The organism is Aquabacterium olei, assembly GCF_003100395.1.
Classification (GTDB): Bacteria; Pseudomonadota; Gammaproteobacteria; order Burkholderiales; family Burkholderiaceae_C; genus Aquabacterium; species Aquabacterium olei.
The window spans coordinates 878,240-890,743 of the sequence record NZ_CP029210.1; the positions used below are offsets into that span (position 1 = coordinate 878,240).

General features: G+C 69.0%; 11 protein-coding genes. 7 read left to right on the plus strand and 4 right to left on the minus strand.

The features are described 5' to 3' along the window. Positions 1 to 4: 4 nt before the first annotated feature. Together DEH84_RS03965 and epsE are read left to right on the plus strand one after the other, a co-directional pair. A complete protein-coding gene (locus DEH84_RS03965) occupies positions 5 to 2,341 on the plus strand; it encodes a putative bifunctional diguanylate cyclase/phosphodiesterase (RefSeq protein ID WP_109034962.1) in 2,337 nt (778 codons plus the stop codon). Positions 2,342 to 2,527: 186 nt separating this feature from the next. Beyond that, positions 2,528 to 3,340, plus strand: a complete 813-nt coding sequence (epsE, locus tag DEH84_RS03970) for a polysaccharide export protein EpsE (protein ID WP_245932679.1) — start codon at positions 2,528 to 2,530, stop codon at positions 3,338 to 3,340. A gap of 79 nt (positions 3,341 to 3,419) precedes the next feature. Here the strand turns inward: epsE and DEH84_RS03975 are convergent, their stop codons facing one another. Further along, positions 3,420 to 4,685 carry an RsmB/NOP family class I SAM-dependent RNA methyltransferase gene (locus tag DEH84_RS03975; RefSeq protein ID WP_109034964.1) on the minus strand — a complete coding sequence of 422 codons (1,266 nt, stop codon included), beginning with the start codon at positions 4,683 to 4,685 and terminating at the stop codon, positions 3,420 to 3,422. Continuing rightward, positions 4,663 to 5,574, minus strand: coding sequence for a sterol desaturase family protein (locus DEH84_RS03980; RefSeq protein WP_109034965.1), 912 nt, complete (start codon positions 5,572 to 5,574; stop codon positions 4,663 to 4,665). The genes DEH84_RS03975 and DEH84_RS03980 overlap by 23 nt, the downstream gene beginning before the upstream one ends. A gap of 185 nt (positions 5,575 to 5,759) precedes the next feature. On the opposite strand from DEH84_RS03980, the gene DEH84_RS03985 reads away from it, so the two are divergent. The 3 genes from DEH84_RS03985 to DEH84_RS03995 all read left to right on the plus strand — a co-directional run bounded on the left by DEH84_RS03985 (position 5,760) and on the right by DEH84_RS03995 (position 9,638). Continuing rightward, positions 5,760 to 6,758 carry an AraC family transcriptional regulator gene (locus DEH84_RS03985; RefSeq protein WP_159098849.1) on the plus strand — a complete coding sequence of 333 codons (999 nt, stop codon included), beginning with the start codon at positions 5,760 to 5,762 and terminating at the stop codon, positions 6,756 to 6,758. A 133-nt stretch (positions 6,759 to 6,891) separates the two neighbouring features. Further along, positions 6,892 to 8,475, plus strand: a complete 1,584-nt coding sequence (locus DEH84_RS03990; protein ID WP_109034969.1) for a methyl-accepting chemotaxis protein — start codon at positions 6,892 to 6,894, stop codon at positions 8,473 to 8,475. A 95-nt stretch (positions 8,476 to 8,570) separates the two neighbouring features. After that, positions 8,571 to 9,638 carry a calcium:cation antiporter gene (locus DEH84_RS03995; protein WP_109034971.1) on the plus strand — a complete coding sequence of 356 codons (1,068 nt, stop codon included), beginning with the start codon at positions 8,571 to 8,573 and terminating at the stop codon, positions 9,636 to 9,638. Positions 9,639 to 9,649: 11 nt separating this feature from the next. Here DEH84_RS03995 and DEH84_RS04000 read toward each other — a convergent pair whose 3' ends face one another. After that, positions 9,650 to 10,033: a hypothetical protein gene (locus DEH84_RS04000; protein ID WP_159098850.1), complete on the minus strand. Its 384-nt coding sequence runs from the start codon at positions 10,031 to 10,033 to the stop codon at positions 9,650 to 9,652. Between the two features lie 183 nt (positions 10,034 to 10,216). Here DEH84_RS04000 and DEH84_RS04005 point away from each other — a divergent pair, with 183 nt between their 5' ends. Together DEH84_RS04005 and DEH84_RS04010 are read left to right on the plus strand one after the other, a co-directional pair. Beyond that, the gene (locus tag DEH84_RS04005) at positions 10,217 to 10,840 is read left to right on the plus strand and encodes a DUF2238 domain-containing protein (RefSeq protein WP_109034975.1); all 624 of its coding nucleotides are present in this window, start codon (positions 10,217 to 10,219) and stop codon (positions 10,838 to 10,840) included. A gap of 12 nt (positions 10,841 to 10,852) precedes the next feature. Next, positions 10,853 to 12,115 carry a DUF445 domain-containing protein gene (locus DEH84_RS04010; protein ID WP_245932680.1) on the plus strand — a complete coding sequence of 421 codons (1,263 nt, stop codon included), beginning with the start codon at positions 10,853 to 10,855 and terminating at the stop codon, positions 12,113 to 12,115. A gap of 5 nt (positions 12,116 to 12,120) precedes the next feature. On the opposite strand, the gene DEH84_RS04015 is transcribed toward DEH84_RS04010, so the two are convergent. Continuing rightward, positions 12,121 to 12,480, minus strand: coding sequence for an FmdB family zinc ribbon protein (locus tag DEH84_RS04015; protein ID WP_109034977.1), 360 nt, complete (start codon positions 12,478 to 12,480; stop codon positions 12,121 to 12,123). Positions 12,481 to 12,504: the final 24 nt, after the last annotated feature.

Genomic DNA, 12,504 nt, shown 5'->3' on the forward strand with positions numbered 1-12,504 from the left:
ATCCTTGAAAGCCTGGCTCGACGAGGTGCGCCCCAGCGTCGACCTCGACGGGCCGCACGCAGCGCACTTCCGGGCGCGCCAGATCCAGGCCCTGATGGCCTTGCTGCCCTTGAGCGTCATCGGCAACGCGGTTAACACCGTCACGTTGGCGTGGGTCTTCTGGGATCGCATGGGCGAGCCGCTCTGGCTGGCCGCGTGGTGCCTGGCGGTGGTGCTGTCGCTCGGGGTGATCGGATTGCTGTGGCGCCACCGCCTGGTCAGCGATGGCCGCAAACGCGTGGCCAGCCCGCGCGCCATCCGGGTGGTGGTGGCCCACATGGGCCTGTTTGCGGCGCTGTGGGCGACGCTGCCTGTGGTGCTGTTCCCTGATGCGGACGAAATCGGCTCGCTCCTGCTGTCGACGGTCAGCGTGGGCATGATCTGCGGCGGGGCCTTCATGCTGAGCCCGCTGGCGCCGGCCGCGCTGGCCTATGTGGGTGTGCTGTTCTGCGGGTGTCTGCTGGCGTTGATGCGCTCGCCCTATGCCGACAACGGTGCCCTGATGGTGATGCTGTCCGTGTACGCGGTGGTGATGGTGGGCATCATCTTCACCAACGGCCGCATGTTCATCAGCCGCCTGCGCGCCCAGGCGGAAACCGAGCGGCAGAAGCAGCTGATCGACCTGTTGCTGCGCGACTTCGAGGAGCACGCCTCCGACTGGCTGTGGGAGATCAACGCCGAGGGCCGCCTGCGTCATGTGTCGACCCGGCTGGCCCAGTCGTTTGCCCTGCCCGTGCGCCAGTTGCTCGACCGCAGCCTGACCGGGTTGCTGGCCGAGATGCTGCCGCCCGACGAGCCGGAGGGCGCGCACAGCCTGCGCCACCTCACCAGCTGCCTGCGCCTGGGCCAGCCCTTCCGCGACATCGAGCTGCCGGTGGAGGTGGGGCACGCGGTGCGCTGGTGGTCACTGACGGCCAAGCCCCTGTTCGATGAGCGCGGCCGTGCGGCGGGCTGGCGTGGCGTCGGCTCCGACATCACGCAGACACGCCAGGCCCGCGATGAACTGGCTCGCCTCGCCAACTACGATGCGCTGACCGGGCTGGCCAACCGCCACCGTTTCAGCACCGAGCTCGACCGGCTCAGCCGCTCGCCCGAGGAGGCCGCCCGGCCCTGTTCGCTGCTCTTCATCGACCTCGACAACTTCAAGCAGATCAACGACACGCTGGGCCACACCGTGGGCGACCAGCTGCTGCGGCGCCTGGGTGCGCGGCTGCGCACGTGCGTGACCGATGGCGACCTGCTGGCCCGGCTGGGGGGCGACGAGTTCGCGTTGCTGACCTGGGCCCACGCCGATGCGGTGGCGGCCGATGCGCTGGCGGCCCGGATGCTGGCGCTGATCCGCGAGCCGCTGCAGCTCGAAGACGCCCAGGTGGTGGTGCACGCCAGCATCGGCATCGCCGAGGCGCCCCGTGATGGCAGCGACCCCCGCGCGCTGCTGCAGTGCGCTGACCTGGCGCTGTATGCGGCCAAGGCGGCCGGCCGGGCCACGTGGCGCCACTTCGCGCCCGAGATGGCCGCCCAGGCCCTGGCCCGCGCGCGCCTGCAGCACGAGCTGGGACAGGCCTTGCAGGCCGAGCAGTTCACGCTGCATTTCCAGCCGCAGATGCGCCTGCACGACGGCGAGGTGCTGGGCTTCGAGGCGCTGGTGCGCTGGCAGCATTCCGAGCGCGGCCTGGTGGGCCCGGGCGAGTTCATCCCGGTGGCCGAGGAGACCGGCCAGATCGTGCCGCTGGGTACCTGGGTGCTGCGCGAGGCCTGCCGCCAGGCCGCCCGCTGGCCGGCGCACCTGCGCGTGGCCGTGAACCTGTCGGCGGTGCAGTTCCGCAGCCTGTCTGTCATCGACCTGGTGGACCAGGCGCTGGCCGAGAGCGGGCTGGCCCCGGAAAGGCTGGAGCTCGAGATCACCGAATCGGCGCTGATCGACGACCACGAAGGCGCGCACGACACGCTGAGTGCACTGCGAACCCGCGGCGTGCGCATCGCGATGGACGACTTCGGCACGGGCTACTCGTCGCTGGCCTATTTGCGGCGGCTGCCGATCGACAAGCTCAAGATCGACGGCCTGTTCGTGCGGGCGCTGGGCAGCGACCCCGACGCGCAGGCGGTGGTCACCGCCATCATCAGCCTCGCGCGGGCCCTGCGGCTGGAAACCACGGCCGAGGGCATCGAATCGGTGGAGCAGCTGGCCATGCTGAAGGCGCTCGGCTGCGACGACGTGCAGGGCTTTCTGGTGGCCCGGCCCATGGCCTCCGAGGACGTGTCGCCTTACCTGCAGCGTACTTGTGCGCTGGTGGCGGCCTGAACACCCCCTCGGTTCGGGGGCCTGTGCTCACCCGCGCACGCGGGGGCCAGGGGAACCACCCACCCCGCACCGAGTCCATCATGCTGACGTTGTATCGTTGCCGGAAGGTGGTCGCCACCGACCGGTGTACATTGCCTGCGACCCGCCCCTGCCGGGGTGTTGAAACATCAATAGAGGACAGATCGTATGAAGTGGATGCGTGAGATTGCGCGCTGGCTGGTGGCGGCCACGCTGCTGGGCAGCGGCCTGGCAGCCCAGGCGGCCCCCCAGGCCGACTATGTGCTGGGTGTGGGCGACCTGGTCCGGGTGACGGTGTACCAGAACCCCGACCTGACCCTCGAAACCCGCATCAACGAAGGCGGCACCATCTCGTACCCGCTGCTGGGCTCTGTCAAGGTGGGCGGCCTGTCGGTCGTCGCTGCCGAGAAGAAGATTGCCGACGGCCTGCGCGAGGGCAACTACCTCAAGCAGCCGCAGGTCACCATCCTGCTGATGGCCGTGAAGGCCAACCAGGTGTCGGTGCTCGGTCTGGTGAACAAGCCGGGCCGCTATCCGCTGGAAGCCGGTACCTCCAAGCTCAGCGAAGTGCTGGCGGCGGCCGGTGGCACGGTGGCGGGCTCGGCGTCCGAGATCGTCGTGATCTCCGGCCTGCGCAATGGCAAGCCCTTCCGGAAGGAGATCGACTTCCCCAAGGTGTTCGCCTCGATGGGCACCGTGGATGACATTCCCCTCGAAAACGGCGACGCCATCTGGGTCGATCGTGCTCCGCAGATCTACATCTACGGCGAAGTGCAGCGCCCCGGCGTGCAGATCCTGCTGCGTGACACCACGCTGCTGCAGGCGCTGGCCTCGGCCGGTGGCCTGAACATGCGCGGCACCGAGCGCGGCATCCGCGTGCACCGCCGCGACGAGTCGGGCGAGGTCAAGATCGTGCAGCCCGGCATGAACGACCGGCTGCAGCCGGGCGACGTCGTCTACGTGCGCGAAAGCCTGTTCTGATGCCCTGATCACCGCCGCGTGAAAAGAAAAGGCCCGGTCGACCCGGGCCTTTTTCGTGGGGCACCGACCCCCGCTGGGGTCAGGCCTTCTTTTCCCAGGCCGCGGCGTAGAAGCCGTCGGTGGCATGCACGTGTGGCCACAGGCGCAGGTGGCCTGCCGGGGTCACCAGGGTGCTGGCGTCGGGCACGCCCGCCTGTTCCAGCTTTTCCTTGGCATCCAGGGGAATGAAGTCGGGATGGGCCGCGGTGAAGGCGTCGGCGATCACCTCGTTTTCGGCCGGGATGAGGCTGCAGGTGGCATAGACCAGGCGGCCGCCCGGTTTCAGCAGGCGCGCGGCGCTGGCCAGGATGGCCGTCTGCTTGGCCTGCAGTTCCTCGATGGCCTTGGGGCTCTGGCGCCATTTCAGATCGGGGTTGCGGCGCAGTGTGCCCAGGCCCGAACATGGCGCGTCGACCAGCACGCGGTCGATCTTGCCGCGCAGGCGCTTGATGCGGTCGTCGTTCTCGTGCGCGATCTGCGCCGAGTACACGTTCGACAGCCCGCTGCGCGCCAGGCGCGGCTTGAGGTTCTCCAGCCGGTGGCCCGACACGTCGAAGGCGTAGAGCCGGCCCGTGTTGCGCATCATGCCACCCAGGGCCAGGGTCTTGCCGCCGGCGCCGGCGCAGAAGTCCACCACCATCTCGCCCCGCTTGGCACCCGTCAGCAGGGCCAGCAGCTGGCTGCCCTCGTCCTGCACCTCGACATGGCCCTCGGTGTAGAGCGGCAGCTTCTGCAGGTTGGGCTTGCCGTCGATGCGGATGCCCATGGGCGAATACGGTGTGGGCAGGGCCTCGATGCCGGCCTCGGCCAGCAGGGCGAGCACGTCCTCGCGCTTGGCCTTGATGGCGTTGACACGCAGGTCCAGCGGGGCGCCGCCAGACAGGCGCTCGACCAGCGCCCAGAAGCTGGCGTCGTCCAGCTGTTCGCGCAGCTTGTTCGACAGCCAGTCGGGCATGTTGTGGCGCAGCTTGTCGGGCAGCGTGCTGCGGTCGATGGTGGCGGTGCGGGCCAGCCAGGCCTGTTCGTCGGCCGTGGCGCCGTTCTTGATGATGTAGGACTGACCCTGCCAGGCCAGCAGCACCAGGCGGCGCTCCATCGGGCCGTGGCCGGACTGGGCCAGGTGGGCCCACAGCAGACGCTGGCGCAGCACGGCGTAGGCGGTCTCGGCCAGGGCGTGTCGTTCACGGGCGCCCAGCGCCTTGTGCTTGCGGAAAAAGTAGGAAACGATGCTGTCGGCCGGGGCGTCGAGCTTGAGCACCTCACGGACGAGTTGCGTCGTGAGGTCAATGAGGGCGTTCGGGTGCATGGGGGCGATTATCCCAGCTTGGCTGCGGTCGCTCCCACTCCGGTGGGGCCCACAGGTGCTTGAGGCGCCACGCCAGCGGCCCCGGGCGCAGCATGTCACGGCCCATGGCCACCCATTCGTGCACGGTCAGCCACACCGGGTTGTGGCTGTGAACGGGGCGCACCAGGCCGTAATCGGGCGATTCCGTTTCCTCCACGAAGGTGCCGAACAGGCGGTCGAACACGATGAGCGTGCCGCCGTAGTTGCGGTCGATGTAGCGCGGGTTGCGACCGTGGTGGGCGCGGTGGTGCGAGGGCGTGTTGAAGAGGAACTCGACGAGCGGATGCAGCTTGCCCACCCACTGGGTGTGGACGAAGAACTGGTAGGCCAGGTTGCACGACAGCGCGAACAGCACCCAGCGGGGCTCGAAGCCGATCCACACCATCGGCAGGTAGAACAGCCAGTTGCCGGCCACCGGGTAGAGCCAGCTCTGCCGCATGGCGGTGGTGAAGTTCATGTGCTCCGAGCCGTGGTGCACCACGTGGGCACACCAGAACCAGCGGATACGGTGGCTGGCACGGTGGAACCAGTAATAGCAGAACTCGACGCCCAGGTAGAGGGCCACGAAGCTGAGCGGCGTGATCGCGATGTGGGTGAGCTGGCGGGCCGCGACCCATTCCATGGCGGGCAGCACGAAGGCGATCACCAGCACGACGTCGACCAGGGTGTAGACGCCACCCAGGTTCAGGCTGTCGAAGCTGTCGCGCCAGTCGTAGCGGCCCTTACCACGCCAGCGCCAGGCTTCGAGTGCCACGATCGCGAGGAACACGGGCGAGAGCGCCACGAGCAGCCAGTCACTCGCTTCGGTGCGGGCCAGTCCGTCGCGCAGGAAGGCAATCACGTCGTTCATGGGGGGGGAGGGCAGGGCGGGTGAGGGCCTCCATGTTGGCGATCTGGCGCTCCGCCTGCTTGACGAAGCGGGTCAATTTCTTGACGCTTCACGCCAATGTGCGGCGCCACCGGCTGTGTGAAATCCGCATGGGCAGGCGGGCGGGTCACGGGCAAGATCGTCGGATTGTTGTGGTGCAGGCTGTCATGACGGAAAACCGGGTCGCTTCCAGCTACGTGCGGCTGTTGTATGAATATGTGGAGCGGCAGGGGATGGACCCTGTCGCGGTGCTCGGCGAGCCGTTGGACGACGCCGCGCATTTCGTGCCGATGGGGCGCTGGCAGGCCATGCTGGCGCGCGTCGACGACGTCGAGCGTCGGCCGGCGCTGGCATTGCGCATCGCGGAAGGCATCGGGGCACGGCATTTCGGCGTGGTGGGCTACGCGGCGCTGGCGTGCGGCAGCCTGGCCGAAGCGCTGCAGCGGCTGGAGCGTTTCCACGCGTCGGTGTACGACGCGAACCCCGCGCGGGTGACGGTTCAGCCCGATGGGGTGTGCATCGAATGGGGCGTGGCCCGGGGGCGCCCCGGCGCGCTGGTCGACGAGACGGCGATTGCCTCGCTGGTGCAGCTGGCGCGGGACCTGACCGGGCGTTACTGGCCGGTGCGTCAGGTCGGCTTCGTGAACCCGGCACCGATGTGGGTGCAGCCGTATGAGGATTTCTTTGGCGGGCAGGTGGGCTTTGACGAGCCCGTCACGCGGCTGGTGTTCGATCCGGAAGTGCTGGCGCTGCCCTTGCGCAAGTCGGATCCGGCCCTGCTGACCCTGCTCGATCACCAGGCCGAGCAGCTGCTGGCCGAAGTGGCCACGGTGCCCGCGGTGGTCGATGCCTGGCGGCGCACGCTGGTGCCGCTGATTCGCGAGGGACAGACCTCGCTGGCCGCCCTGGCCGAAGCCCATCACATGAGCGCGCGCACGCTGCAGCGCCGGCTGGCCGAACAGGGCACGAGCTTCCAGGGCCTGCTGGATCAGACCCGGCGCCATCTGGCCGAGCGTCACCTCCGCGATGCCCAGCTGGATCTGGCCGAGATCGCGCTGCTGCTGGGTTACTCCGAGCAGAGCGCCTTCACGCGGGCCTTCCGGGCGTGGACAGGGCTGGCGCCCGCACAGTGGCGCCGCCGGAACGCCGCGACCCTGGCGCGCTGATCCGTGCAGAAGTCACAGCCCCAAGACGATCGCATTTAACGCGAGCCGATTTCCTCAAGTCACGTCCACCCTTGCCGAAAAACCGGGACGAACAAGGGTGCGCGGATGCAGCGCACCGACCTGAGGAGACCGCATGCCTTTCCTTCCCGAGTCCATCAAGGCCAAGCTCATCATGGCCTTTGGCGGCGTCGCCGGCATCGTCGTGGTGCTGGGCGGCATCGCGCTGTATTCGCTGACCACGGCCACCGACCGCTTCACGACCTTTGTGCACGGGATCAATGCCCGGGCGATGCTGGCGGCTCAGGTTCAGACCTCGGTGGAGCGCCGCGCCATCGGTGCGCGCAACCTGGTGCTGACCGCGAACCCCGACGAACGCACGCGAGAGAAGGCCGTCATCACCGCCGCGCATGCCGATGTGCAGCGACAGCTCAAGCAGTTGGCCGACATGATGGCCGTGGCGACGGACGCCTCTGATGAAGCGCGGGCACTCGTCAACCGCATGCAGGAAGTCGAGCGCGCCTATGGTCCGGTGGCCTTGGCCATCGTGGACCTGGCCATGGCAGGTCAGGACGAGGAGGCGCGGCAGAAGCTGCATGCGGAATGTGCGCCCTTGCTGGCCCGCCTGCGTGGGGTGATGACGGAGTACGGACACCTCGTGGAGCGCCGTGCGGCCGGGCTGGCGAGCAGCGCGGAAGAAGAAATGGCCGCGCGCCGCGCGATGCTGCTGGTGGCCGTGGTGGCCGCCGTGCTGCTGAGCGTCGGGGGCGGCGTGCTGATCTCGCATGCGCTGATGGGGGACCTGGGCGCCGAGCCCTCGGACCTGAATCGGATTGCGCGCCAGGTGGCCGAGGGCGATCTCAGCCCGGTCCCCGGCCTCGACAAGGCAGCATCGCGCAGCGTGCTGGCCTCGCTGGGCGCCATGCAGAAGAGCCTGGCGGCCATCGTGAACCAGGTGCGGGAGTCGTCGGACACGATCGTGACGAGTTCCACTCAGATTGCCCAGGGCAACAACGACCTCAGCCAGCGCACCGAAGAGCAGGTGAACGCGCTGCAGCAGACGGCTGCGACCATGGACGTGCTCGGCTCGATGGTCAGCAGCAATGCCGACAGCGCCCGTCAGGCCAGTGAACTGGCCGCTGGGGCCAGCGCGGTGGCAGGCAAGGGCGGTGAGGTGGTCAGCCAGGTGGTGGACACCATGCGCGGCATCAACGACAGCTCCAAGAAGATCTCGGACATCATCGGCGTGATCGATGGCATCGCCTTCCAGACCAACATCCTGGCGCTGAACGCGGCGGTCGAGGCGGCCCGCGCGGGCGAGCAGGGGCGCGGTTTCTCGGTGGTGGCCTCGGAGGTGCGCAGCCTGGCCCAGCGCAGCGCCACCTCGGCGCGCGAGATCAAGACCCTGATCACCGACAGCGTGGAGCAGGTGGGACGTGGCACGGCTCTGGTGGACCAGGCGGGCGACACGATGTCCGACATCGTGCGGGCGATCCAGCGCGTGACCGACATCGTCACGGAGATCAGCCAGTCGAGCAGCGAGCAGAGCCTGGGCGTGACCCAGATCGGCAACACCATCAACCAGATCGACGACACCACGCAACGCAATGCGGCGCTGGTGGAAGAAAGTGCGGCGGCGGCCGAAAGCCTGAAGGTGCAGGCCGACCGCCTGGCGCAGGTGGTTTCCAGCTTCCGGATCAACGGTCGCAGCCTCATGTGACGCGGCTGTAAGACCCGCAACAGACGGGGCGGGGCGCAGGCTTCCTACAATGGGCCTGCGCCCCGCCCTTTTTTCAACCTGGAATCTGTTGCCCCATGCCGATCTGGTCCGTGCTCGTGCCCCTTGTCTCCGCCTTGCTGCTGGGTCTGTCGCAGAGCCTGGGCACCTCGGTCGGCGTGCTGACGGTGTTCGGTGTGGCGTTGATGCTGTCGGTGCTGGCTGCCGTGCACCACGCCGAGGTGGTGGCGCACAAGGTGGGTGAGCCGCTGGGCACGCTGGTGCTGGCGCTGGCCGTCACGGTGATCGAGGTGGCGCTGATCGTCTCCATCATGCTGGCGGGGGGCGCCAAGGCGGCGGCCGTGCCGCGCGACACGGTGTATGCGGCCATCATGATCATCTGCACCGGGGTGCTGGGGCTGTGTGTGCTGATCGGCGCGGCACGCCATCGCGTGCAGACCTTCCGGGTGGCCGGAGCCAATGCCGGGCTCAGTGCCTTGATGGCGCTCGCCACGCTGTCGCTGGTGCTGCCCACCTTCACCACCACCACGGGCGAAGGCACCTACAGCAACGCCCAGCTCGTGTTTGCCGGCGTGGCATCGCTCATCCTGTGGCTGGTGTTCATCTTCGTGCAGACGGTGCGCCACCGCGACTACTTCCTGCCCGAGGCCGATGCCAACAACGAGCATGTGCACGCGGAGCCGCCCCGCACCTGGCACGCGTGGGCCAGCGTGGGCCTGCTGCTGGTGGCGCTGGTGGCCGTGGTGGGTCTGGCCAAGCTGCTGTCGCCCAGCATCGAGCGCGCAGTCAGCGATGCCGGGCTGCCCAAGGCGGTGATCGGGGTGGTGATCGCGCTGCTGGTGCTGATGCCGGAGACCGTGGCCGCGGTGCGCGCCGCCCATGCCAACCGCCTGCAGACCAGCATGAACCTGGCCATCGGCTCGGCGCTGGCCAGCATCGGGCTCACGATCCCGGCGGTGGCCGTGGTGTCCGTCTGGCTGGGCCTGCCGCTGCAGTTGGGCATCGTCGGCAAGGACCTGATCCTGCTGCTGCTGACCTTCGGCACCGCCATCCTGACCCTGGCGCAGGGACGCACCACCGTCATGCAGGGCGCCGTGCACCTGGTGATCTTCGGGGCCTTTCTGTTCCTGACCCTGGTGCCCTGACGACGAAGCGATCAGGCCTGGTCGGTGGCGCGGGCGTGGGCATTCCAGCCCGCCCGGTAGATGGCACGCACCATGTCGTAGAACGAGCCGGGCGAGCGACGCAACTCGTCGCATTCGGCATCCGTGAGGCTGGGGCAGGTGAGGATGGCCGGGGCACTCAGGTCGTCCGGTGGCGTGAAGCCCCGCTTGAGCAGTTCATGCCGACGGCTCTCTTCCTGGTAGATGCGCTCGTGTCCGAGTTGACGCAGCTCGTTCTGCACGAAGAGCAGGGTGCTGGTCGACTTCGACAGCACCAGGGTGGGCGGGTTGCTTCGCAGGGTCTCGAAAGCCGAGCGGGCCATGCCGCGGAGCTCCTCCACGTCGGGCATGTCCGACACGTTCACTGAATCTTTCATGGCGCAGGCCGGGTCCTCGGTTGACTTCGGAGGCCGGGCCACGGCACACCCGTGACGACCTCAGTCGCGATTGTTCGCGAGGGGCGCGCGCTTGTGGGGGCTTTGTCCGCTTTCATCGCGTGAAAGAACGGCTTCCTGCCAAATCCTGCGCGCCGCCCGCAGGGCCCCGGTTAGCATGGGGCCATGTCGCGCTCCATCCTGTTCCTGTCTGGCTCGGCCGTGCTCGTGGCCTTGCTGATGCTGTCCGGCGTGTATGCCTTCGACCGGCCCACCTGGGCGCTCGAGGTGGCGCCCGTGTTCATCGCGCTGCCACTGCTGTGGGCCACGGGCCGGCGCGCGCCGCTCACGACGCTGCTGTACGTGGCGATCTTCGTGCACGCGCTGGTGCTCATCCTGGGCGGGACCTACACCTATGCGCGTGTGCCGCTGGGCTTCTGGATGGCCGAGTGGTTCGACCTGCAGCGCAACCCGTACGACAAGATCGGCCACTTCTTCCAGGGCTTCGTGCCGGCGCTCGTGGCCCGCGAGATCCTGCTGCGTGGCCGCCATGCGCAAGGCCCGCGCATGCTGGCCTTTCTCGTGGTGTGCGTGGTGCTGGCCATCAGCGCCACGTACGAGCTGATCGAATGGGGCGTGGCGGTGGCCATTGGCCAGGACGCGGACGCGTTTCTGGGCACGCAGGGTGATCCCTGGGACACGCAGTCGGACATGGGCATGGCGCTGATCGGCTCGCTGGTGGCCCTCACAGGTTTTGCGCGCTGGCAGGACCGGCAGATCGCGGCCCGGCCCTGGCCGCGCGGGCACTGAGCAGGCGCGGCCATGACGAAGGCGCAGCGGCTCACCCGCATGAAGGCCCTGGCGACCGGGCTGCTGGTGGTGGCCGCGGCCCTGTACGGGCTGGCCATGGTGATGCAGCAGCGCGCGCCCGCCTGGGCCGGGGTGTGGGCTGCGGTGGCGGCCTTTGCCGAGGCGGCCATGATCGGCGCCATGGCCGACTGGTTCGCGGTGGTGGCCCTGTTCCGCCATCCGCTGGGCCTGCCCATTCCGCACACGGCCATCGTGCCGCGCAACCAGGCGCGCATCGGCGAGAACCTGGCTGCCTTCATCTGTGATCACTTCCTGGGCACGGCCCAGGTCGTCGAGCGGCTGCGGGCGTTCGATCCGGCCCGGCGCCTGGCGCAGTGGATGGCCGACCCGGCCCATGCCCGCCAGGCATCCGAGCTGGTGACGGGCGCGGGCCGGCACGTGCTGACCGCGCTGGAAGACCCGCGGGTGGCGGCCTTCGTGCGCGAGGCGGTGTTGCGCCGCATGGCCGGCATCGACATCGCCACGTGGGCCGGCCGCCTGTTGGCCGTGCTGACGGAAGGGCGCCGGCACCAGGCGCTGCTCGACGAGGTGCTGCAGCGCGTGGCCGCGCGGCTGGAGGACGAGGCGCTGCAGGCCGAGATCGCCGAGCGCATTGCGGCCGAGGTGCAGGTGTTGCGCATGGTGGGTCTGGACCTGGTGGCCGGGCGCATGGGCACGCGCAAGCTGGTGGCCGGCCTGGGGCGGCTGATTGCCGAGATGGGCGAAGACCCCGCCCACCCCTTGCGCGCGCGCTTTGACGGCTTTGTGGCGCGGCTGGTGGACGACCTGCAACACGACCCCGCAATGCGGCTGAAGGCCGAGACCCTGCGCGCCGACGTGCTGGCCCACCCCGCGCTGGCCGATTACGTGCAGCAGCTGTGGCAGCAGGCGGTGGAGGCCTTGCGGCGCGACCTGCATGCCGACGACGGCGTGATCCGCACGAAGCTTGCCGATGCCGTACAGGCGCTGGGTGAACGGCTGGCGGCCGACTCCGCCATGCAGGACTGGCTCAATGGCCAATGGCTGCAGGCCGCGCCCGGGCTGGTGGCGCGGTGGCGGGAAGACATCCGCCGCCACATCACCGAGCGGGTGGCGCGCTGGCCGGCCGACGAACTCTCGCGTGAGCTCGAGCTGCACATCGGGCCGGACCTGCAGTACGTGCGGCTCAATGGCACCCTGGTGGGCGGGCTCATCGGCCTGCTCATCCACGCCGTGACCCACGCGCTCATGTCCTGAGCCTTTCAGTGGCTGATCATCCACGGCCGCTTGGTGGGGAACATCTTGCTGCCGTTGGGAGCGGTCACGGTCGAGGTCTTGCGCGTGCCCGGCGAGCAGCAGCCGCAGCCGGCCGGGTGCCTGAGCCGCCCGTAGGCGCCTTCGGCATAGCCCTTGGAGCTCATGGGCGCGTGGCGGGCGTGTTCGTTGCGGTCCAGCGCGGCGCGGGTGTCGCCGCTGAGGCAGGCCAGTCGCGGGGCGCTGGCGAACACGCGGGGTGAGAGCGTGCCGCAGTCGGGGCACGCGGCCGGTTCGTTGCGTTGAGACAGGCTGCGGAATGCATCGAAGCCCCCGCAGTCCGGGCAGGCGTAGTCGTAGGTGGGCATGCAGGGGCTCCTGGCGGGTCGGCA

Coding starts and splice junctions, on each gene's coding strand:
- DEH84_RS03975 (WP_109034964.1), bottom strand. CDS start 4,685: ATGCACCCGAACGCCCTCATTGACCTCACGACGCAACTCGTCCGTGAG.
- DEH84_RS03980 (WP_109034965.1), bottom strand. CDS start 5,574: ATGAACGACGTGATTGCCTTCCTGCGCGACGGACTGGCCCGCACCGAA.
- DEH84_RS04000 (WP_159098850.1), bottom strand. CDS start 10,033: ATGAAAGATTCAGTGAACGTGTCGGACATGCCCGACGTGGAGGAGCTC.
- epsE (WP_245932679.1), top strand. CDS start 2,528: ATGAAGTGGATGCGTGAGATTGCGCGCTGGCTGGTGGCGGCCACGCTG.
- DEH84_RS03985 (WP_159098849.1), top strand. CDS start 5,760: ATGACGGAAAACCGGGTCGCTTCCAGCTACGTGCGGCTGTTGTATGAA.
- DEH84_RS03995 (WP_109034971.1), top strand. CDS start 8,571: ATGCCGATCTGGTCCGTGCTCGTGCCCCTTGTCTCCGCCTTGCTGCTG.
- DEH84_RS04005 (WP_109034975.1), top strand. CDS start 10,217: ATGTCGCGCTCCATCCTGTTCCTGTCTGGCTCGGCCGTGCTCGTGGCC.
- DEH84_RS04015 (WP_109034977.1), bottom strand. CDS start 12,480: ATGCCCACCTACGACTACGCCTGCCCGGACTGCGGGGGCTTCGATGCA.
- DEH84_RS03990 (WP_109034969.1), top strand. CDS start 6,892: ATGCCTTTCCTTCCCGAGTCCATCAAGGCCAAGCTCATCATGGCCTTT.
- DEH84_RS04010 (WP_245932680.1), top strand. CDS start 10,853: ATGACGAAGGCGCAGCGGCTCACCCGCATGAAGGCCCTGGCGACCGGG.